Below are 19,491 nucleotides of genomic sequence, written 5' to 3' on the forward strand. Positions count from 1 at the left end.
AAAATTACCTCTTTATCCTCTTCCCTCTACCTCTGCGTCCTCTGCGTCCTCTGCGGTTAATAAAAAAATTAGTTATTGTGAAAGTCAGATCGCATCTCAAATCAAAAAGAATCAGAAAATGGGGAACCGCCACACTAAAGTCATACGTCGCGTAATTTCCCCACTATTCACTACTAACCCAGCAATTGAAAATGGAAAAAGGTTTTATCCTCTGGTTCACCGGGCTGAGCGGTTCCGGCAAGACAACTATCACCAAAGCCCTCGAACCCGAATTGAAGGCAAGAGGTTGCAAAGTTGAAATATTAGATGGAGATGTCGTTCGCACCAACTTGTCAAAAGGTTTGGGATTTAGCCAAGAAGACAGAGATACTAATATTCGGCGGATTGGATTTGTAGCTCACCTGCTGAGCCGCAATGGAGTAGCCGTAATGACCGCAGCTATTAGCCCCTACAGAGCAATTCGCGACGAAATTAGAGCAATGGAGCCCAATTTTGTTGAAGTATATATCACAGCGCCGTTAGAAGTGTGCGAAGATCGCGATGTCAAGGGGCTATACGCTAAGGCCAGAGCAGGAGAAATTAAGGGTTTTACGGGAATTGACGATCCTTATGAAGAACCGCTTAATCCTGAGATTATTTGTTACACAGAGCGAGAAACTGTGGAAGAGAGTGTTAAAAAAGTTCTGACCAAGTTAGAACAGTTGGGTTACATTTGATGTTGGCGGGGTTGGATGAGGATAGGGGCAAAAAGCGATGGTGGTGAAAAGTTATTCGCACGGCGTGCAACTTGAGAAAAAATCTCACCCTTGTGTCCCCTTCGCAGATAGGGAGGGTGAAGAATTTCTCCCATTTCCTGCAAGGAAAGGGGCCCAGGCAGAGGTTTCCAGCAAAAGCTGCAAGCTAAGTTATTGGGCAAGCAATGCTGTCAAAAGTTTAATGATTCAAAGTTTAACAGTGTCAGTGCTGGTGGCGGTGGGTTCATCTCCTGCGGCTGCCCAGTTGATGCCTCCTCCTCCTCCTCCTCCTGCTGATGCGGGTTCTCCTGTTCCTGTACCAGTACCGGCAGTGCCGGGATTGCCGGGATTGCCGGCAAGTGAACCTTCAAGTGTACGATCGGAAGTTTACACTTTAGGCGCGGGCGATCGTATTCAAATGGACATATTCAACGTCCCGGAATACAGCGGCCCCAACGGTCAACACCAAGTACAGGCAGACGGTTCCCTGAATTTGCCGTTAATTGGCAGCGTTTCGGTGTACGGTATGACCCTAGAACAAGCTTCTAATGTTGTTAAAGACAAATACGGCAAATACCTTAAACGTCCTTGGATTACCCTGAAACTGCTGGCGGCACGTCCTTTGCAAATTGCGATCGCGGGCGAAATCAACCGCCCAGGAGCCTATACAATATCCTCAGCAGCAGGCCCCGGAGGCACAGCAGAGCAAATGGGAACTCAAATGCCAACGATATCGCGGGCGCTGCGAATGGCCGGCGGAATTACCCAGTCAGCAGACGTGCGGCAAATCAAAATCCGCCGCCCCCAGCGCAACGCAGCGGAACAAATTATTAGTGTGGATTTGTGGGAATTATTGCAAAACGGCGATTTGCGGGCGGATATGACTTTGCGCGACGGCGATACTATATTTATTCCCACTGTAACTAGCCTCAACCGCCAAGAAGCACCGACTTTAGCAGTAGCTAACATTACCGGACAAAGCACTCAACCAATTAATATTGCTGTGGTGGGCGAAGTAACTCGCCCCGGTACTTATACTTTGGCAAAAGAGGCTCAAAGTAGGGTACAAGAGAATGAAATGGGTGAAAATTCTGGTTTGTTTGCTGCCAGCGAAACCAACGGCGGGGAAAATGTTTTGCAGCAAACTGTAACGAGGGCAATTAAAATGGCGGGCGGCATTACGCCGGTAGCTGATATCAGACAAATACAAGTTCGCCGCCTGACGCGGGCGGGTACCGAACAAATTATTAATGTGAATTTGTGGCAACTTTTGGAAGGGGGAGATGTATCCCAAGATTTAGCGCTGCAACAGGGAGATACGGTAATCGTTCCCAAAGCCGAAAACCTCGATGCAACCCAAGACGAACAAGTTGCTAATTCTAATTTTTCACCGGATACGATTAGGGTGAACATTGTAGGAGAAGTCGTGAAACCGGGAGCGATTGCGGTGCTGCCCAACACTACTTTAAATCAAGCGCTGGTAGCAGCGGGAGGTTTTAATAAAGCGCGGGCAGAAATGGATTCGGTGAATTTAATTCGCCTCAATCCTAACGGCACTGTTTCGCAGCTAAATGTTAAGGTGGATTTTTCCGCAACTGCCAATGAAGAAACTAATCCCAAACTCCAAAATAATGATGTAATTATGGTAAGGCGATCGGGTCGCGCTACGTTCTCGGATAATGTAGGCGGGACTCTCGCTCCTCTCAGCCCCCTGTTAGGAATATTTCGATTGTTCGATATTTTTCGGTGAGTTGAATAGACTGGCATTAAGACCTCAGAAACCCGCTTTCTATAAAAAATTGCGGTTTGGTAATGAAATATCTAGGAATCAACCGATTTCCTGAAACTCCGCTACCAATACAGACGTTTAAACTAATAAGTTGTAGAAATCCAATGAAACCAGGGAAACAATCACAAGTAGCACTGTTTAATCATAGAAAAGCCGCCGATCTGCAAAAAATGTCTTCGGGGCTTTATGAAGAAGATCAATTTTTAGGCAGAAACAAAACCGAGGCAGAAGAGTTAAGTTTTTGGGAAGTTTGCCGCAGTCGCTCCATTTTAGTCATCGGGGTAGCAGCGGCAGTAACTACCGGAGTTTTCGCCTGGACACTGAATCAAAAAAGCGAGTACGAAGGGCGCTTTCAATTATTAGTAGAACCAGCGGTTACGCAAAATACTTTAGCAAAAATCTACTCCGGTGAGCTGAAACTGCAACCAGCGGCCCCCGCGACCCAAGAAAAGGGCGGTTTTGACTACGAATCCCAAATTCAAGTTTTGCAAAGCCCGCAAGTAATGTCGCCGATTATTAAACAGTTGCAGGCTAAGTATCCCGAAATAAATTACAACTACCTCTTGAACCAAAAAGCCGATAATTTGCCGTTTTCTCAGGAAAGTAGGTTGTCAATTAATCGATTCAAAAATACCAAAATTATCGAAGTTAGATATCGGGATTATGACCCGAAAAAAATTCAGTTTGTTTTGGAAAAAGTGGCGCTAGGCTACCGCAACTACAGCGTGCAAGATACCACAACTCAAATTAGTCAGACTCTGGATTTTGTGAAATCGCAAATTCCCAACCAGCGAAAGCGCCAACAAGCTCTGCAAACAGAAATTCAAAAATTGCGGCAGCAGTACAATTTCATCGACCCGCAAATTCAAACGCAACAACTCGCGCAGCAAATCAGTGAACTTCAAACGCAAAGATTGGAAGCGCAATCGCAGCTCAATCAGCAGAGATTGCTCTATTCCAATCTGCAAAATCAGCTCGGATTAAACCAGAAGCAAGCGCTGATGGCCTCGGCTCTGAGTCAAGCTCCCCGCTATCAAGCGATGCTGACTCAATTGCAGCAATTAGAAGGGCAAATTGCGATTAACTCGGCTACGTTTACAGACGAAACTCCGCAAATGCAATTGTTGCGAGAACAGCGCAAGAACCTGATTCCTTTGTTGAAGAAAGAAGCCCAACAGGTTCTGGGAACTGATTTGGCTAAGGTAAATTCGCAAGTGCTGGCTTTTCAAGATCCGGTGCGGATTAAGTTAATCGAGCAGTTTATTGGTACTGCTAATTTAATTCAGGTGCTGGGCGTGCGGAATCAAGTTTTGGAACAAGCTGCTAAGCAGTTGAATCAATACTCTCAAGGATTACCAGTGATTTTGCGGCGCTATTCGGATTTGCAGCGCGAGTTGGATTTAACTAACAATACGCTGAATGGTTTGCTGGCAAAACAGCAAGCTTTGCAGCTTGAAGCTGTGGGTAAAAAAGAGGTGGCTTGGGAAGTTATTGCTAAGCCGGAAATTCCGCGCTACAAAAATGGCGAGTTGATGGCTGTTGCTCCGATTATGCCTTTGAATTTGGCTTTGGGGGGATTGGCTGGTTTGCTGTTTGGTATGCTGACGGCGCAGTTGGCGGAACGGTTTAAAAATAAAACGGTGTTCCAAACTCCAGAGGATGTCAAAGAGTCGATTCGCCTGCCTTTGTTGGGGGTAATTCCTGCTAGCGATAAAATTTTGAGACTTCCTCCTGCTGAGACAAGCCCGGTGGATGTGGCAATTTCGCCGATGCCGACGGATGCTTTTCAAGAAGCTTTTCGCTCGCTCAATGCGAATATTCGCTTACTAAACGTTGAAACTCCGATCAATTCTTGTGTAATTACTTCTTGTCAAGTAGGTGATGGCAAGTCTACGGTAGCAGTAAATCTGGCGCGGGCGGCGGCTGCAATGGGGCAGCAAGTGCTGTTGGTGGATGGGGATTTACGGCGCCCGCAGGTACACGAAATGCTGGGTTTACCGAATTGGCAAGGCCTGCACAATGTGATTGCTGATGATGTGGATGTGCAAAAGGTGATTTTGCGATCGCCCCGCGATGAAAATTTGTTTGTGTTAACTTCCGGCCCGGTTCCTCTAGATCCCACAAAGGTGCTTTCTTCCCGAAAAATGCAGCATTTAATGGCAGCTTTGTCAAGTCATTTTGACTTAGTTATTTACGATACTGCGCCGCTTTTAGGTTTGGCGGATGCGAATTTGTTGGCGGCTCACACTAACGGATTGATGCTGGTAGTAGGGCTGCATCAAACTCAGCGTGAGGCGCTGGTGTTGGCTTTTGAAGATTTAAAAATGGCGGGAATTCCGCTGTTGGGAATGGTGGCGAATAACGATAAAGGCAGCAGGTATTACTATCAGTCTTACGTGCAGGATTACGTTCAGGAACAGTCTGTTTGAGGGAGGGGAATCGCTAATTATCGTAGGGTGCGTCGCTGCGAGATTTTCGCTCTTTTTGAGGATTTTTGAGGGCGACGCACCTTATGCCTAATTCTTGTAAGGTGCGTCGCTGCGAGATTTTCGCTTTTTTTGAGGATTTTTGAGGGCGACGCACCCTACGGCTATACTGTTCTTGAGAATGCAAGGCGGGCGGGACAGCCGACAAGATATTTCATCCATCTTGCACCATTAATTGTGAATCAAGCTGTCAGAGGCGGGCGGGACGCCCCACAAGAACATTTAACTTTTATGGAACAGGCCGTCCAGCCTGTTAAGCGAGATTTGTGCATGATTTCAGAAAGACAAATTTTCTTAAGATTTGCGATCGAGACTCTGAACTATAATTAAAAGTAGAGAAATTTAAACAAATCGCGGCACTTGCAAATTGGCAAGACCTGAAAGAAAACGTGGCTGGTAAATTCCTATTTTGTAATACATTGATACAACTCCCTGCCTAGGCGGAAAACTAGCAGGGAGTTTTGTGTTTTTCACACAGGAGATGAAACAATGGCTATTGCTACTATCAACCCGGCAACGGGAGAAACGCTGAAAACTTTCGAGCCGATCGCGGATGAGGCAATCGAAGCTAAGCTGGAATTAGCACAGCAAGCTTTTAACAAATACCGCCACCTGCCGTTTGAGCAGAGAGCTCTGTGGATGCAGAAAGCTGCAGACATCTTGGAGCGCGATCGCGAAATTTACGCTGAAATGATGACCCTGGAAATGGGCAAAACGCTCAAATCTGCGATCGGCGAAGTGGAAAAATGCGCCTTAGTTTGCCGCTATTACGCCACAAATGCCGCTCAATTTATGGCAGACGTACCGGCAACCACTGACGCTAGCAGCAGCTTTGTCCGCTACCAACCACTAGGGGCTATTTTAGCCGTCATGCCGTGGAATTTCCCATTTTGGCAAGTTTTTCGGTTTGCGGCGCCGGCGTTGATGGCAGGCAATGTCGGCTTGCTCAAACACGCTTCCAACGTGCCTCAGTGCGCTTTGAAAATCGAAGAAATTTTCAGGGAAGCTGGCTTTCCCGAAGGAGTTTTTCAAACTTTGTTAGTCGGCGCCGACAAAGTAGCTGATATCGTTGCGGACGATCGTATAAAAGCAGCAACTCTCACCGGTAGCGAACCAGCGGGTGAAAGTTTGGCAGCAAATGCGGGCAAAAACTTGAAAAAAGTTGTACTGGAATTAGGAGGAAGCGACCCATTTATTGTGATGCCCAGTGCCGATTTAGCAGTAGCTTTATCAACTGCTGTGACATCGCGGATGCTGAATAACGGTCAATCTTGCATCGCCGCCAAACGCTTTATTTTAGCCGAAGAGATTGCCGACGAATTCATCAAAGGATTTGTCGAAAAAATCGAGCAATTAAAAGTAGGCGATCCGATGTTGCCAGAAACCGATATCGGCCCTTTAGCTACTCCGGCAATCCTCAAAGACTTGGACAATCAAGTGCAAACTTGCATCCAATCGGGAGCAAAACTTCTGACAGGTGGCCACCCATTGTCAGAGAATGCCGGCAATTTCTACTTGCCAACTATTCTGGCAGATATTCCGCCGGATGCTGCTGCGCGTCAAGAAGAATTTTTCGGGCCTGTAGCTTTAGTATTCCGGGTTGCAGGCATCGATGAGGCGATCGAACTGGCAAACAGCACATCTTTTGGCTTGGGTGCGTCAGCTTGGACTACAGTAAGAGAAGAGAGCGATCGGTTTATTTCCGAACTAGAAGCAGGCGCCGTATTCATCAACGGCTTAGTAAAATCAGACCCCAGATTGCCCTTTGGCGGCATCAAACGCTCCGGTTACGGACGCGAATTGAGCATCCAAGGAATGCACGAATTTGTTAACATAAAAACAGTGTGGGTGAAATAAGCTCCCACTCTATCAACCGATCGCACAAATCTACATAAGTCTGCGTTTATCTGCGTTTACCTGCGGTTAAAAAATCCCATATAGTATTTTTGCGATCGGTTGAAAAAGAAAGACCCAAAACCCCCATTAACCGAGGAGAAAAACGGAAATGAACACAGCTCAACTATTGGTAAAATGTTTAGAAAATGAAGGCGTCGAATACGTCTTCGGACTTCCTGGAGAAGAAAATTTAGAAGTTCTAGAAGCCCTGAGAAACTCTTCAATTAAATTTATTACTACTCGCCACGAACAAGGCGCCGCTTTCATGGCAGACGTTTACGGTCGTCTCACAGGCAAAGCCGGCGTTTGCTTGTCTACCTTGGGCCCGGGCGCAACTAACTTAATGACAGGAGTTGCTGACGCCAACTTAGACGGCGCTCCTTTAATAGCAATTACCGGACAAGTCGGCACAGACAGAATGCACATAGAATCGCACCAATATTTAGATTTGGTGGCCATGTTTGCGCCAGTTACTAAGTGGAATGCTCAAATTGTTCGCCCCAGCACGACGGCAGAAATTGTCCGCAAAGCCTTTAAAGTAGCTCAAAGTGAAAAGCCGGGAGCAGTTCACATTGACTTACCTGAAAACATCGCAGCCATGCCTGCTGAAGGACAGCCGCTCACCAAAGACAACCGCGAAAAAACTTTTGGCGCTTACCAAAGCTTGAATAAAGCCGCAGTGGCAATTTCCAAGGCAAAAAGTCCTCTGCTTTTAGTAGGAAACGGCGCGATCCGCGCTAACGCCAGCGATGCTTTGACACAATTTGCTACTCGATTGAATATTCCCGTAGCTAATACTTTCATGGGCAAAGGCGTAATTCCTTACACTCATCCTTTGGCGCTTTGGACGACGGGCTTGCAAAAACGCGATTACATTAGCTGTGCTTTTGAAGAAACGGATTTAGTGATTGCTGTTGGCTACGATTTGATTGAATATTCCCCGAAGAAGTGGAATCCTGAAGGAAAAATTCCGATTATTCATATTGGAGCTCTGCCAGCAGAAATTGACAGCAGTTATATTCCTCTTATAGAAGTTGTGGGGGATATTTCTGATTCTCTCAATGAAATTTTGCAGCGTGCCGATCGCATGGAGAAAGTAGACCCTTTTGCTAAGCAATTGCGGGCGGATATTCGGGCTGGGTACGAACAATATGCAGCCGACGACGGTTTCCCGATCAAGCCACAAAAACTCATTTACGATTTGCGGCAAATCCTGGGCCCGGAAGATATTCTTATATCTGATGTGGGAGCTCACAAAATGTGGATCGCGCGGCACTATCATTGCGATCGCCCGAATACCTGTTTGATTTCCAACGGCTTTGCGGCGATGGGAATTGCGATTCCGGGTGCGGTAGCTGCAAAACTCGTTTATCCCGATCGCAAAGTAATAGCAGCCACCGGCGACGGCGGTTTTATGATGAATTGCCAAGAGTTAGAAACTGCTTTGCGAGTCGGTACTAATTTTGTGACGCTGATATTTAATGACGGCGGTTACGGGTTAATTGAATGGAAGCAGCAAGATTATTTTGGTCATTCCGATTTCGTCAAATTTGGCAATCCCGACTTTGTGAAATTTGCCGAAAGTATGGGTTTAAAAGGCTATCGAGTGGAATCTGCAACGGATTTTATTCCGATTCTGAAAGAAGCCCTTGCTCAAGATGTCCCTTGCGTGATTGACTGTCCGGTAGACTATCGGGAAAATGCGCGTTTCAGTCAATTATCTGGGGATATGAGTTGCAATTTGTAATAGTAGCTAGAGCTCCGGCTTCTTTAATAAGTCGGGGCTCTAATAATGGACATTCTTCGAGATAGAGTTTTGTAGCTTGTTTAAGATTGGCGATCGCTTATTCTATGGTTTCGCCTTGGTCAACTGTGCCGATTTCTGGACATTCGGCAATGTATCTATCTTCTTCTTTGTAAATGATGCCTGTGAATCTGTGAGTGTTCATAATGTTTTTGCTTCCATTTAGATAACGCTCAAGCTAGCATCCGGGCGTGAGCAATTTCTCTATCACCTATGAGACGGACTTGGGAGCTAAAGAGTGAAATAATAGCTAATGTTTTCCCCGTCAAGGTAACAAATTCTACTTCATATCCTACCCCACCTTGATGTACTAAAACAACTGTGCCAATATCGCCTTGGCTTAATTTTTTTTCGGGGATATCAATTGTTAAAACAATGCTGTCAAGTTCTTGAATCATTTTATTTTTTAATCTGGTGGATAGGCACTTACTAGCCTGGGAGTGTCGCCTCCGGTTTCAATAAACCAAACAGAACGCACAAAGGGTTTTCTGCCATCTGCTGCTAGCATTTCTCCTTCAATAACGTACCGACTGCCAAAAGGAGATTCTTCAATTTTAGCTAATTCATGGTCTGCGGCATGACGCAGCAAGGCAGTTGCCATGATTTCCCAAGCATCAACTGAAAAACCAAACCGTAAAAAAAATTTTGCTTTGCTTTTCCCGTCGCGGTGGGTGAGTGAGAGCAGATATTCGGTAATTTTCTTTTCAGGAACGACTGCTCTTTCATAATTGGGCAGTTTCAAGCACTCTCTCCAAAGCTTACTCTTGTATATTAACCAGAGTTGAGGCGATCGGTCAAGCAGGGGCGATTCCCTACGGGATAGCTGCGCCGCGCGTGCTTTTTGACAAGTTGGGTTGGGATGGGCGATCGCTAAACTTATCAGGTAATTATGGTAATCTAAAAGTTAGGTAACTAGGACTGGCAAGAATGGAGGAATGTGACAACACAATTTTTCTGTCCATATCTCGATAGCGAGGTTGAACTCACTGAAGAGCGAGAACTACATATTGTTGATACACATCCCGATTTGCTACCATCTTATCAGGAAAGAATTGCTAAAACTCTAGCTGACCCAGATGAGGTTCGATGTGATTTACGTTTCGGCAATACTTTTCTATTTTCACAGCAGTATGGTAAGGGTCGCAAGGGTAGGTATGTTGTAGTAGCTGTTGTGAATGATACAGTTCCGAGAGAGCGCTATTGGATCGTGACAGCTTACTTAACAAAAAATGTTACCCAAGGAGAGATAATATGGCAGAAAAACTAACTTTTAAATACGATGCTATTGGGGATATTTTGTACGTCAATAAATGTTCGCCTTATGCAGAGCAAGAATCGCAAGAACTAGAATATGGAATTGTGGCTCGTCTCAATCCTGACACGGAGGAAATTGAAAATCTGGAAGTTATGTTTTTCTCAAAGCGGTTGCGAGAGAGTAATGTATTTGAATTACCGATTGTGGGTGAGTTGCACTTGAGTTATAAGGTTTAGAAAAGACTGCATGAGGTCATTATTCGGCACTGTTTGCTAGAATTATTTAAGTCAGCTCTAAGGAGGCCTATGACTCAAGCTATCTCAACAAAAAATGAATATCAAATAACTGTGAGTTCTCCAGTTTGGCAAAGAGTTGAGCAAATTGCCGCCGAATTTAACTTGTCAGTTTCTGAACTATTGGAACAGATAGGCGAAGGTCAACTCAAAGTTGTTGCGGTTCCAGGTAATTCAGTAAAAGTGAGTGAGCAAGATATTGCCAATGCTTTTATTTGGTTAGCCGCCCAAACTAATGTAGCAATCAACGCCTACAAGCTACAAAAACTTATGTATTACGCTCAAGCTTGGTATTTAGGAGTTTACGGCAAGCCACTATTTGATGCAGATTTTCAAGCAGGGATTCACGGGCCGGTTATTCCTGATTTATTAGAAAAGTATCAACGACAATTTAGTGGGGAACCAATTACAGAGAAAATCGAACAACCGAAACTTCCCCAAAAAATCGGGGAATTTATCGAGGAAGTTGCTGATGCTTATTTTGAGTATGATGATGCAACTTTGGAACGAATGATTTGCAGTGAAATGCCTTGGCAGGAAGCGAGAGGAGATTTGCCGAGAGACGAATCTTGTGAGGGGATTATTTCTCACGAATCGATGAAGAAATATTATTCGGGCCGTTTCTTCTCTAAAGAATAAGCTCCGAGGCATTTAAATTGCACGACCGAATACAATTAAACTTTTGTGGGGTGGGCATCCTGCCCGCCCTAAAGATATAAGTTAAATGCACAACAGCTTATAAGGGCGATTCCCTACGGGATAGCTGCGCCGCGCGTGCTTTGTGACAAGTTGGGATGTAAGGGCGATCGCGCTTTCTCAGATTCAAGTATTCGGATTAGCTGTGGCCTTCGTGATTTAGCGGATAATCAGACCAAAATCCTTACGGATTTCTGCCAATTGTTTTACCCAAGTATTAGAAGCATAAATCCCTTCCTCTTCCTTCTGGTGAGCGTTTGCAATTTGCTTCTCAATCTCTCCGTAGAGTTTTGTTTCCACTTGTCGGAGTTGTGATATCAAATCCGGTAGCATCGGAATTAATATTACCCATTGCTTTCGAGACGGCGCCGTGCCTATTAGTGTCAACAGTTAACACTCAACCATTCAGTTTTTCGACCCGCCCGTCAACAGTCAACAGTCAACAATCATTCCGGTGGCACCGGAATTGAGATCAAATCTAATCACTTCAAACCCAATAATAAGGCGATTCCGCCGATCGCACCAACTACCCCCAAAACAGCCCGAATGCTCACTTTTTCGCCCGCCAGCACGGCTAAAGGCAGGATAAATAGGGGACTGGTAGAACTGAGTGTTTGAGCGATTGCTGCGGGTGCATATTTCAGTGAAGTCTGTTGCAGGAAAATTCCGAGATAGGTTCCTAAAAAAGCTGCCAGAATTATTGCAGCTAATATTTTGGAGGATTTTAATTGTTTGAAACTGTCAAGGTTTGTTGGCTTCAAAAAGCACAACATAACTGCCATACCACCGCTCAAACGCAAGGCGGCTGTCCACAGGGGATCAATATCTATTTGAGTGAAGGCGGCGCGGGATAAAATTGCTCCAGCGGCGTGGCTTGTTTGTCCTAATAAACTAATACCTAATCCCTGCCAAATATGTTTTGATGATAAGGTTGTTTCGGCTGTTCGTTCTGCAATTACCCACGCTACGCCGCAGATAGTTAAAAGAATGCCAGTACAAGCAATGGCCGATAACTTTTCTTGCAAAAAGATTAAGCCGAATAAAGCTGTTAAAGGGGGAGATAGGGTTTCTAAAAGCAGCGTTCGCCTCGCGCCTAAATATTTTAATACGATAAAGAAAGCGGTGTCTCCGATGCCAATTCCTAGCCCGCCGCTGATGAGCAGCATTGCTAAAATATTAGGGTTGATTGCGGGTAAGGGTTTGCCTAATATTAGTACAGTGGCAAGGAGCATGAAAAGGGCGATCGCGCCTTTGAGCAAGTTTAGCACGACTGCGGGGAGTTGCTGTCCCACTCGCTGCCAGATGGTGGAAGCTAGAGCCCAGACAAATGCAGCGCCTAAAGCGGCGATTTCACCCATAAAATCTGTTGACTGTTGACTGTTGACTGTTGACTGTTGACTGTTGACTGTTGACTGTTAACGGTTGACTGTTGACTGTTGTCATTAGTTACCAATGCCCGATTCCCGATGCCCGATTCCCGATTCCCGATGCCCGATTCCCGATTCCCGATTCCCGATTCCCGATGCCCGATGCCCGATTCCCGATGCCCGATTCCCGATTCCCGATGCCCAGTATAAATTAGGGTTCCAGACTTATCATCTGGAACCCTAGATTTATTAAGCTTTTTTAGCAGTGGGCGGGGAGAGAATCGAACTCTCATACCTTTCGGTGTCAGATTTTGAGTCTGATGCGTCTACCAATTTCGCCACCCGCCCTTTTGGGTTTCACCATCATAACACACCGATCGATTTCCTGCAAGCAAAGATTCATAATCTTTTGAACTTGCCCAACGATCGATCTCTCTGGCGCGCAATACTGGTACAGGATGGGACAACTGAGCCGTCTGAGCTTGTTTGAGCATTTCTCCCAGTTGAGTGCTGCTGAGGTCGTCGTAGGCCCGCGCCTGCGCCAAAAACGCATCGACATTCAGTTTGGAAGCTAAAGTCGGCGAACCTCCGGCCAGTTTCATCAGCACCGATGCTACCACTTTTGGGTCTTGGGTGGCGAGCAAGGCGGCGCGATCGCACGTAAATTCCGCACACCGCAACCATTCCAACATTTGCGCCTGCAAACCCTGCGCCAGCACGGCTCCCACAGGCGAAATTTGACCGGCCGCCAACACAATTAAATTAGCCAGAGTCAGGTAAACTCCGTGCTCGCACTTCAAATGCCCCAACTCGTGAGCAATTACTGCCTTAACTTCCTCGTCTGTGAGCAAATCAATCAGAGAAGTGTGCATCACCACAAAAGGCTGCTTTCCCCGCATCGCAAAGGTGTAAGCATTTGGCATCGGATGCTGGCGGACATAAAGCTGCGGCGCTTCCAAATCCAGAGTTTTGCAGGCATCCAACAGCAATTGATGCAGGTGGGGCAATTGATTTTCGCCGACTTGGACGCTGGAAGCCAGATTTTCCAGCATGAAAAACTGTTCGCCCAGTTGTCCCAGCAACTGCCGCACGATCAAATCCAGACCGGGCAGTTGTTTGAGAGTGCTGGTGGCTTCCAAGTCTAGCGGGTGGCGAAACTGGTCTGCTTTTAAACCGATGAGCGGTATGTTCGACATTGTAGTGATTATTCCTTAGTCAACAGTTAACCGTCAACAGTTAACCGTCAACAGTTAACCGTCAACAGTCAACAGTCAACGGTCAACTGACTAATTAACAGTTTAAACCCGATCGCACTGGATTGACAGGAGCCTCAGCAGTCGCCGGGTCTGTACCCTCTTTGACGCGCCGCAACTTAGCTCCCAATTTTTGCAGTTTCACCTCTAACTGCTCGTAGCCGCGGTCTAAGTGCTGCAAGCTGCTGATGGTGGTGACACCATCGGCGGCAAGTCCCGCTAACACTAACGCCGCCGAAGCCCGCAAATCTGTTGCTACTACCGGCGCACCCGACAGCCGCGACACTCCGCGCACAATCGCTACATTGCCTTTAAGGCGAATGTCCGCGCCCATGCGGTTGAGCTCTGCTACGTGGCGCAAGCGATTTTCAAACACGGTTTCTTTGATCAAGCTGTCGCCTTCGCTCAGCGTCAGCAAAGCCATAAACTGAGCTTGCATATCTGTGGGGAAACCGGGATAAGGCAGAGTTTCGATGTCTGTGGCCGAGTGAGTTTGGCCGGGAACTATCCGCAAAATGTCAGGGGCTTCTGCAATAATTTTCGCCCCAATTGTCTGCAATTTGGCAATGACTGCGGTCAGGTGGTCGGGAATTACCGGCGACAAACTGATTTCCGAGTGAGTGATGGCTCCGGCTACTAAAAATGTTCCGGCTTCAATGCGATCGGGAATAATTGAATAGTCTACCGCGTGCAGCTTGGGAACTCCCGAAATGACGATCGTATTCGTGCCAGCGCCTTGAATTTTTGCTCCCATTGCGCGGCAGAAATTCGCCAAATCTGCGACTTCCGGCTCTTGAGCCGCATTTTCAATCACGGTTTCTCCTTCAGCCAGAGTCGCCGCCATCATCAAAGTTTCAGTTGCGCCGACGCTGGGGTAGTCCAAATAAATTTTGGCTCCTTTCAGGCGGCGGTTCGGCCCTTTGACGTAAGCGTGAACCGTGCCGTGGTCGATGTGGACTTCGGCACCCAGGGCTTGCAGACCGCGAACGTGGAGTTCAACGGGTCGCGCACCGATGGCACACCCACCGGGCAAGGGCACTTTGGCAAATCCCAAACGTGCTAGCAGTGGCCCGATGATGAAGAAGCTCGCCCGCAGTTGGCTGACTAATTCGTAGGGGGCTTGAGCGTCTATGAGGCTGCTGGCGTTGATGTCTAAAACGTCGCCGTGCTGCTGTAATTTGACTCCTACAGCCGAGAGAATTTGCCCCATGCGGGCGACATCGACTAGACCGGGAACGTTGCGGAGACGGCAATCCTCTGGGCATAGCAGGGCTCCTGCCATGACGACTAAGGCCGAGTTTTTGGCGCCGCTGATTTTGATATGTCCTTTAAGGGGCTGGCGACCCCAAATTTGCAATACTTGTTGGTCGCTTTCAGGTGAAGCTGACAGGTTAGATGAGTTCTGAGCTGGTGTAATGGGTTTGCCCTCCATAATTCGCTTCGTTACTTTATACATTATTAATTTTGGTTCGATTTTACCGGAAAGTTTTTATATGTCTAGGGGTAACATTAGGAATTCCGGGAATTATATTTGCTGGGATTCAATCGGGACAAGGCTTTCAGGTTTAATCGCATAAATAATGTCGATCGAGTCTCATGAAATTATTTGTATCAAAATTTACGTTCATCTGTAGCGGTCGCTCGGATCGCAGATGTTGTACTTTTGTCAACGATCTTTTGAAGTAAAAGCCGGCTGGGTTGTTGACGAAGGTGTAAGATATCGGTTCGATCAACAATGCTAGAAAGTTAACACATTGTCGATCGCCCCATTGCCTGTGCTACCCTGTGACAACAACCTAGAGCCAAAGCTACTCCTAGCATATGGTTCACATTAAGCGGATCGAACTGACTAACTTTAAATCTTTTGGCGGCACGACGGCCATTCCCGTGCTGCCCGGTTTTACTGTGGTTTCCGGGCCCAACGGTTCTGGGAAGTCCAACATCCTCGACGCTTTGCTGTTTTGTCTCGGACTTTCGAGTTCTAAGGGAATGCGGGCTGAACGTTTGCCGGATTTGGTGAACAGCGCCCAAAACAAACGCGGTACGATCGAAGCTAGCGTGACTGCGACTTTTGCCCTGGAAGATGTGGGGGAGGAATGGTTCGCGCAGGATGAAGATGAGGATGAAAATGCAGCAGATGAGTTATCTGTTGAAGCAGAGGAAGTTGAAGGGATAGAAACTGCCGAAACTCTAGACAACAACGGCCAATCATCTCCTGTCAATCAAGAATCGCCTCTAGTTGCAGAAGCCGAAGGGATAGAAACTGCCGAAACTCTAGACAACAACGGCCAATCATCTCCTGTCAATCGAAAATCAAAAATCCAAAATCCAAAATCGGATGAGTTATCTGTTGAAGACGTAGAAGAGATTGAAATCGCAGCAACTCAAGACAACAACGGACAACTACTCGCTACTAATAAAAAATCCAAAATCCAAAATCCCAAACCGGATGAGTGGAGTGTGACGCGCAAACTTCGGGTAACTCGCCAAGGTACTTACACTTCAACTTATTACATTAACGGTCAACCTTGCACGCTGACTCAACTTCACGAACAACTCAACCGCTTGCGAATTTATCCCGAAGGCTATAACGTCGTCCTGCAAGGAGACGTTACCAGCATTATTTCGATGAATTCTAAGGAACGAAGAGAAATCATTGACGAATTGGCTGGGGTGGCTCAGTTCGATCGCAAAATCTCTTTAGCTAGGCAGAAGTTGGATGAAGTTAAGGAGGTGGAAGAACGCAGCAGTATTGTGGAAAAAGAGCTGATTTCTCAGCGCGATAGACTGGCTTCCGATCGCACAAAAGCGGAAAAATATCAAAAATTGCGGGCGGAATTTCAAGAAAAGTCGCAATGGGAAATTGTGCTGAAATTCCGCCAATTGCAGCAGCAAGAATGGAAGCTGCGAGAACAAATCGAAACGGGCGATCGCACTTCTGCATCTCTCACCGAACAACTGCAAGCAATTAGTACCCAAATTCAAGAAGCAACGGCGGAACTCGACGCGCTGAATGCCCGCGTTAAAGCTTTGGGAGAGTCGGAATTGTTGGCTTTGCAAGCGACGATTGCGACTCAGGAAGCGGAACGGCGGCAACTGCAAAACCGCAAACAGGATTTGGAAAAAACTGCTGGGCAAATAGCTGCTAACATAGCACAAACCGAGGAAGAAGTTCGCCAATTCCGGCAAAGTTTGGAGCAAATTGAGATAGAAATATCTTATGTTAAGTCTCAAACAGGAAGTTTGCAGGAACAGCGGGACGCAGCCCAGCAAAGTTTAGATGAAAGTCGGGAAGTTGCAAATGCGATCGCCTCGACGGCCGAAGCTTGGGTACAGCAGCAAACGGAACTGCACCGCCAAATCGAAACAATTCAACAAACTTTGGAACCGCAGCGTACAGAACAAGCTACTATCGGAGAAAGAGCCGATCGCCTGCAAAGTCAAATTCAAGAACAAAACCAATCGCTGCAAGTATTGGAACAGGAAATTGCAGCGAAAAAAGAGCAACAATCTCGCCTTGTGGAAACCAAAGGCGTGGCATCTTTGCAAGTAGAATCGCTAAATCAGATTTTAGTCGAAGCCGAACAAGAATTGCAACTGCAACAGGAAACTCAAACTCGTTTGTTGGAAGAACAGCGGGAAAGACAGCGCAAATTAGACAAACTAGAGGTGCAGTTTCAAGCAATGCAAGAAGCGACGGGAACGTTTACTGCAAAAATTGTCGCGCAAAGCGGGATTGGCGGAGTTTGTGGCTTGGTGGCTCAACTGGGTAGGGTAGAACCGCGCTATCAGTTGGCGCTGGAAATTGCGGCGGGCGGGCGCATGGGAAATATGGTGGTGGAAGATGACAGCGTGGCTGCTGCTGCGATCGAATTGTTGAAACAAAAACGGGCGGGAAGGATGACGTTTTTGCCTTTGAATAAGATTAGGGGCGGCAGGTATTCGGTGAATGAAAATTTGCGGCGCGCGGCTGGGTTTGTGGATGCGGCTGTTAATTTGATTGACTGCGATTCCCGGTATCAGGAAATTTTTGCTTACGTTTTTGGCAGTACGGTTGTGTTTAGCAACCTCAGCGATGCTCGCCGCTATTTGGGACAGTACCGGATTGTCACTTTGGACGGGGAAATTTTGGAAACTAGCGGGGCGATGACTGGGGGAAGTTCTACTAATAGATCTACTTTGCATTTTGGCACGGTTGAGGCTAGTGAGGCTGCTAGTGAAGCGCGGACGATCGCGTCTTTGCAAGAAAGGTTGGAGGAAATTGAGCGGATTTTGGAACGGTGCAAAATTGCGATCGATCGCGCGTCTATTGCAGTGAAAACTCGCAGCCAAGAATTGATGGAAGCGAAACAGAATTTGCGCGAAAATCAGTTGCGATTGGAACAGTTGGAGTCAGAAATTAAGAATTTGCAAGGGCAACAGGAACAAGTGCGATCGCAAATTGCGAAAAACACACAGGAATTAACTGATTCGCGATCGAGATTGCAGTTGCTGGAACGAGAATTGCCCGCACAGGAAACTCAATTGCAGCAGTACCGGCAAACTTTGGCGCAGTTGGAAGAGTCGAACAGTCACAGCGAATGGCAGCAAATGCAATCGAGTTTGCGCGCTCTGGAAGCGCAACTCCAAGAGCGAGAATTGGCTCTGAGAAACGTCCAGCAGCGCCTTGTAGACTTGGAAAATCAATTCGGGCGTTTGGAAGAGAAAATTAAGGAAGGCAGCGAGAAATTGCAGGAATGGCAATTGCAGCAAAACGCGGGGGCGGATGCACTCGATCGCATTGTTTCGCAGCAGTTAGAACTCGATGGACAAATTGCCGCAGCTAAGGCGGCTTTGGGGGAAATTGAGGAAAAATTGGGCGTGGAAAAGGGAGAGCGCGATCGGGCGGAATCTCAATTGCGAGAACAGCATTTAGCCAAACAACAGTTACAATGGCAGTTGCAAAAACTCCACGAAACCCAGCAAGAACGCCGGGAACAATTGGCCGCAATCCGCACTCTCTTGGAAACGCAGCGGGCGGAAATGCCCGACCCCGTGCCGTCGATTCCTGAAAATGTCGAGAAAGCCAATTTGACCGAATTGCAGCAGGAAGTAAAGGCGATCGCCAAACGCATTCAAGCTTTAGAACCAGTCAATATGCTAGCCTTGGAAGAGTACAACCGCACTCAAGAACGCCTTCAAGAATTAAGTCAAAAATTGACGACATTGGAAGGAGAACGCACTGAACTGCTGTTGAGAATCGAAAACTTTACCACACTCAGGCGACGCGCTTTTAAAGAAGCTTTCGACGCGGTTAACGAGAACTTCCAGACTATCTTTGCGGAACTTTCCGAAGGCGATGGCTATCTCCAGCTAGATGACCAGGAAGACCCCTTCAGCAGTGGCTTGAATTTGGTCGCTCACCCGAAGGGCAAACCCGTACAGCGACTGGCTTCCATGTCTGGAGGCGAAAAGTCGTTGACGGCGCTGAGTTTTATTTTTGCGCTGCAACGCTACCGCCCGTCTACGTTCTACGCTTTTGATGAAGTGGATATGTTTCTGGATGGGGCAAATGTGGAGCGATTAGCTAGAATGATAAAACGACAGTCTGAACAAGCCCAGTTTATTGTTGTGAGTTTGCGGCGACCTATGATTCAATCGGCTGAGCGTACAATTGGTGTTACTCAAGCACGGGGAGCTTATACTCAAGTCATAGGACTGAAGTTGTAGTCCCGGAGTCTCTGTTGATGACCCTACCCAAAAACGGGTACAAGCCGCCGACAACAGTCGTGGATAGATCAAAATTTTAGACCCTAGTTCCAGCTCCCACATTCCTCTGTGGAGTAAATCTAAAATCTAAAATCTAAAATCTAAAATCGACTGACTGAAGTTGTAGTCCCGGAGTGTCGGTTGACGATCGTGTTGAGTGATATATGTAC

At 46.9% G+C, this 19,491-nt stretch carries 17 protein-coding genes and 1 tRNA gene; 10 read left to right on the top strand and 8 right to left on the bottom strand.

Features of this window, described 5'->3' with window-relative positions; translation table 11 throughout:
• Window positions 1-191: 191 nt before the first annotated feature.
• The 6 genes from cysC to QT990_RS15975 all read left to right on the top strand — a co-directional run bounded on the left by cysC (window position 192) and on the right by QT990_RS15975 (window position 8,652).
• Window positions 192-716, top strand: a complete 525-nt coding sequence (cysC, locus tag QT990_RS15950; RefSeq protein WP_333142685.1) for an adenylyl-sulfate kinase — start codon at window positions 192-194, stop codon at window positions 714-716.
• Window positions 717-753: 37 nt separating this feature from the next.
• Window positions 754-2,484 carry an SLBB domain-containing protein gene (locus tag QT990_RS15955; protein ID WP_333307073.1) on the top strand — a complete coding sequence of 577 codons (1,731 nt, stop codon included), beginning with the start codon at window positions 754-756 and terminating at the stop codon, window positions 2,482-2,484.
• A 143-nt stretch (window positions 2,485-2,627) separates the two neighbouring features.
• A complete protein-coding gene (locus tag QT990_RS15960) occupies window positions 2,628-4,952 on the top strand; it encodes a polysaccharide biosynthesis tyrosine autokinase (RefSeq protein WP_333307075.1) in 2,325 nt (774 codons plus the stop codon).
• Window positions 4,953-5,081: 129 nt separating this feature from the next.
• Window positions 5,082-5,339, top strand: coding sequence for a hypothetical protein (locus QT990_RS15965; RefSeq protein WP_333142688.1), 258 nt, complete (start codon window positions 5,082-5,084; stop codon window positions 5,337-5,339).
• 159 nt (window positions 5,340-5,498) lie between these two features.
• Entirely contained in the window at window positions 5,499-6,866 is a 1,368-nt protein-coding gene (locus QT990_RS15970; protein WP_333465464.1) for an NAD-dependent succinate-semialdehyde dehydrogenase, read from the top strand.
• A 148-nt stretch (window positions 6,867-7,014) separates the two neighbouring features.
• Window positions 7,015-8,652 carry an acetolactate synthase large subunit gene (locus QT990_RS15975; RefSeq protein ID WP_333142690.1) on the top strand — a complete coding sequence of 546 codons (1,638 nt, stop codon included), beginning with the start codon at window positions 7,015-7,017 and terminating at the stop codon, window positions 8,650-8,652.
• 230 nt (window positions 8,653-8,882) lie between these two features.
• Here QT990_RS15975 and QT990_RS15980 read toward each other — a convergent pair whose 3' ends face one another.
• Both QT990_RS15980 and QT990_RS15985 read right to left on the bottom strand, forming a co-directional pair.
• A complete protein-coding gene (locus QT990_RS15980) occupies window positions 8,883-9,107 on the bottom strand; it encodes a DUF4926 domain-containing protein (RefSeq protein WP_333053374.1) in 225 nt (74 codons plus the stop codon).
• A gap of 8 nt (window positions 9,108-9,115) precedes the next feature.
• Complete coding sequence (locus QT990_RS15985) at window positions 9,116-9,451, bottom strand: DUF6883 domain-containing protein (RefSeq protein ID WP_333142691.1); 336 nt, start codon at window positions 9,449-9,451, stop codon at window positions 9,116-9,118.
• A 195-nt stretch (window positions 9,452-9,646) separates the two neighbouring features.
• On the opposite strand from QT990_RS15985, the gene QT990_RS15990 reads away from it, so the two are divergent.
• The 3 genes from QT990_RS15990 to QT990_RS16000 all read left to right on the top strand — a co-directional run bounded on the left by QT990_RS15990 (window position 9,647) and on the right by QT990_RS16000 (window position 10,896).
• Entirely contained in the window at window positions 9,647-9,976 is a 330-nt protein-coding gene (locus QT990_RS15990; RefSeq protein ID WP_333142692.1) for a hypothetical protein, read from the top strand.
• Entirely contained in the window at window positions 9,961-10,200 is a 240-nt protein-coding gene (locus QT990_RS15995) for a DUF2283 domain-containing protein (RefSeq protein WP_333142693.1), read from the top strand. Before QT990_RS15990 ends, QT990_RS15995 begins: the two co-directional genes overlap by 16 nt.
• Window positions 10,201-10,269: 69 nt before the next feature.
• On the top strand, window positions 10,270-10,896 hold the full coding sequence (locus QT990_RS16000) for a type II toxin-antitoxin system antitoxin SocA domain-containing protein (RefSeq protein WP_333142694.1): 627 nt from the start codon (window positions 10,270-10,272) through the stop codon (window positions 10,894-10,896).
• Between the two features lie 216 nt (window positions 10,897-11,112).
• On the opposite strand, the gene QT990_RS16005 is transcribed toward QT990_RS16000, so the two are convergent.
• The 6 genes from QT990_RS16005 to murA form a co-directional block, all read right to left on the bottom strand.
• The gene (locus tag QT990_RS16005; RefSeq protein ID WP_333142695.1) at window positions 11,113-11,340 is read right to left on the bottom strand and encodes a hypothetical protein; all 228 of its coding nucleotides are present in this window, start codon (window positions 11,338-11,340) and stop codon (window positions 11,113-11,115) included.
• Between the two features lie 95 nt (window positions 11,341-11,435).
• The gene (locus tag QT990_RS16010; RefSeq protein WP_333142696.1) at window positions 11,436-12,311 is read right to left on the bottom strand and encodes a DMT family transporter; all 876 of its coding nucleotides are present in this window, start codon (window positions 12,309-12,311) and stop codon (window positions 11,436-11,438) included.
• The gene (locus QT990_RS16015; RefSeq protein WP_333142697.1) at window positions 12,290-12,613 is read right to left on the bottom strand and encodes a hypothetical protein; all 324 of its coding nucleotides are present in this window, start codon (window positions 12,611-12,613) and stop codon (window positions 12,290-12,292) included. The genes QT990_RS16010 and QT990_RS16015 overlap by 22 nt, the downstream gene beginning before the upstream one ends.
• Window positions 12,587-12,668: transfer RNA gene (locus QT990_RS16020), tRNA-Leu, on the bottom strand. Before QT990_RS16020 ends, QT990_RS16015 begins: the two co-directional genes overlap by 27 nt.
• On the bottom strand, window positions 12,647-13,516 hold the full coding sequence (locus QT990_RS16025; protein WP_333142698.1) for a M48 family metallopeptidase: 870 nt from the start codon (window positions 13,514-13,516) through the stop codon (window positions 12,647-12,649). Before QT990_RS16025 ends, QT990_RS16020 begins: the two co-directional genes overlap by 22 nt.
• A 94-nt stretch (window positions 13,517-13,610) precedes the next feature.
• On the bottom strand, window positions 13,611-15,029 hold the full coding sequence (gene murA / locus QT990_RS16030) for a UDP-N-acetylglucosamine 1-carboxyvinyltransferase (RefSeq protein WP_333142699.1): 1,419 nt from the start codon (window positions 15,027-15,029) through the stop codon (window positions 13,611-13,613).
• 365 nt (window positions 15,030-15,394) lie between these two features.
• On the opposite strand from murA, the gene smc reads away from it, so the two are divergent.
• Window positions 15,395-19,282 carry a chromosome segregation protein SMC gene (gene smc / locus QT990_RS16035; RefSeq protein WP_333142700.1) on the top strand — a complete coding sequence of 1,296 codons (3,888 nt, stop codon included), beginning with the start codon at window positions 15,395-15,397 and terminating at the stop codon, window positions 19,280-19,282.
• Window positions 19,283-19,491: the final 209 nt, after the last annotated feature.

The sequence above is a fragment of the Microcoleus sp. T3_B1 genome (assembly GCF_036700445.1).
GTDB lineage: Bacteria > Cyanobacteriota > Cyanobacteriia > Cyanobacteriales > Microcoleaceae > Microcoleus.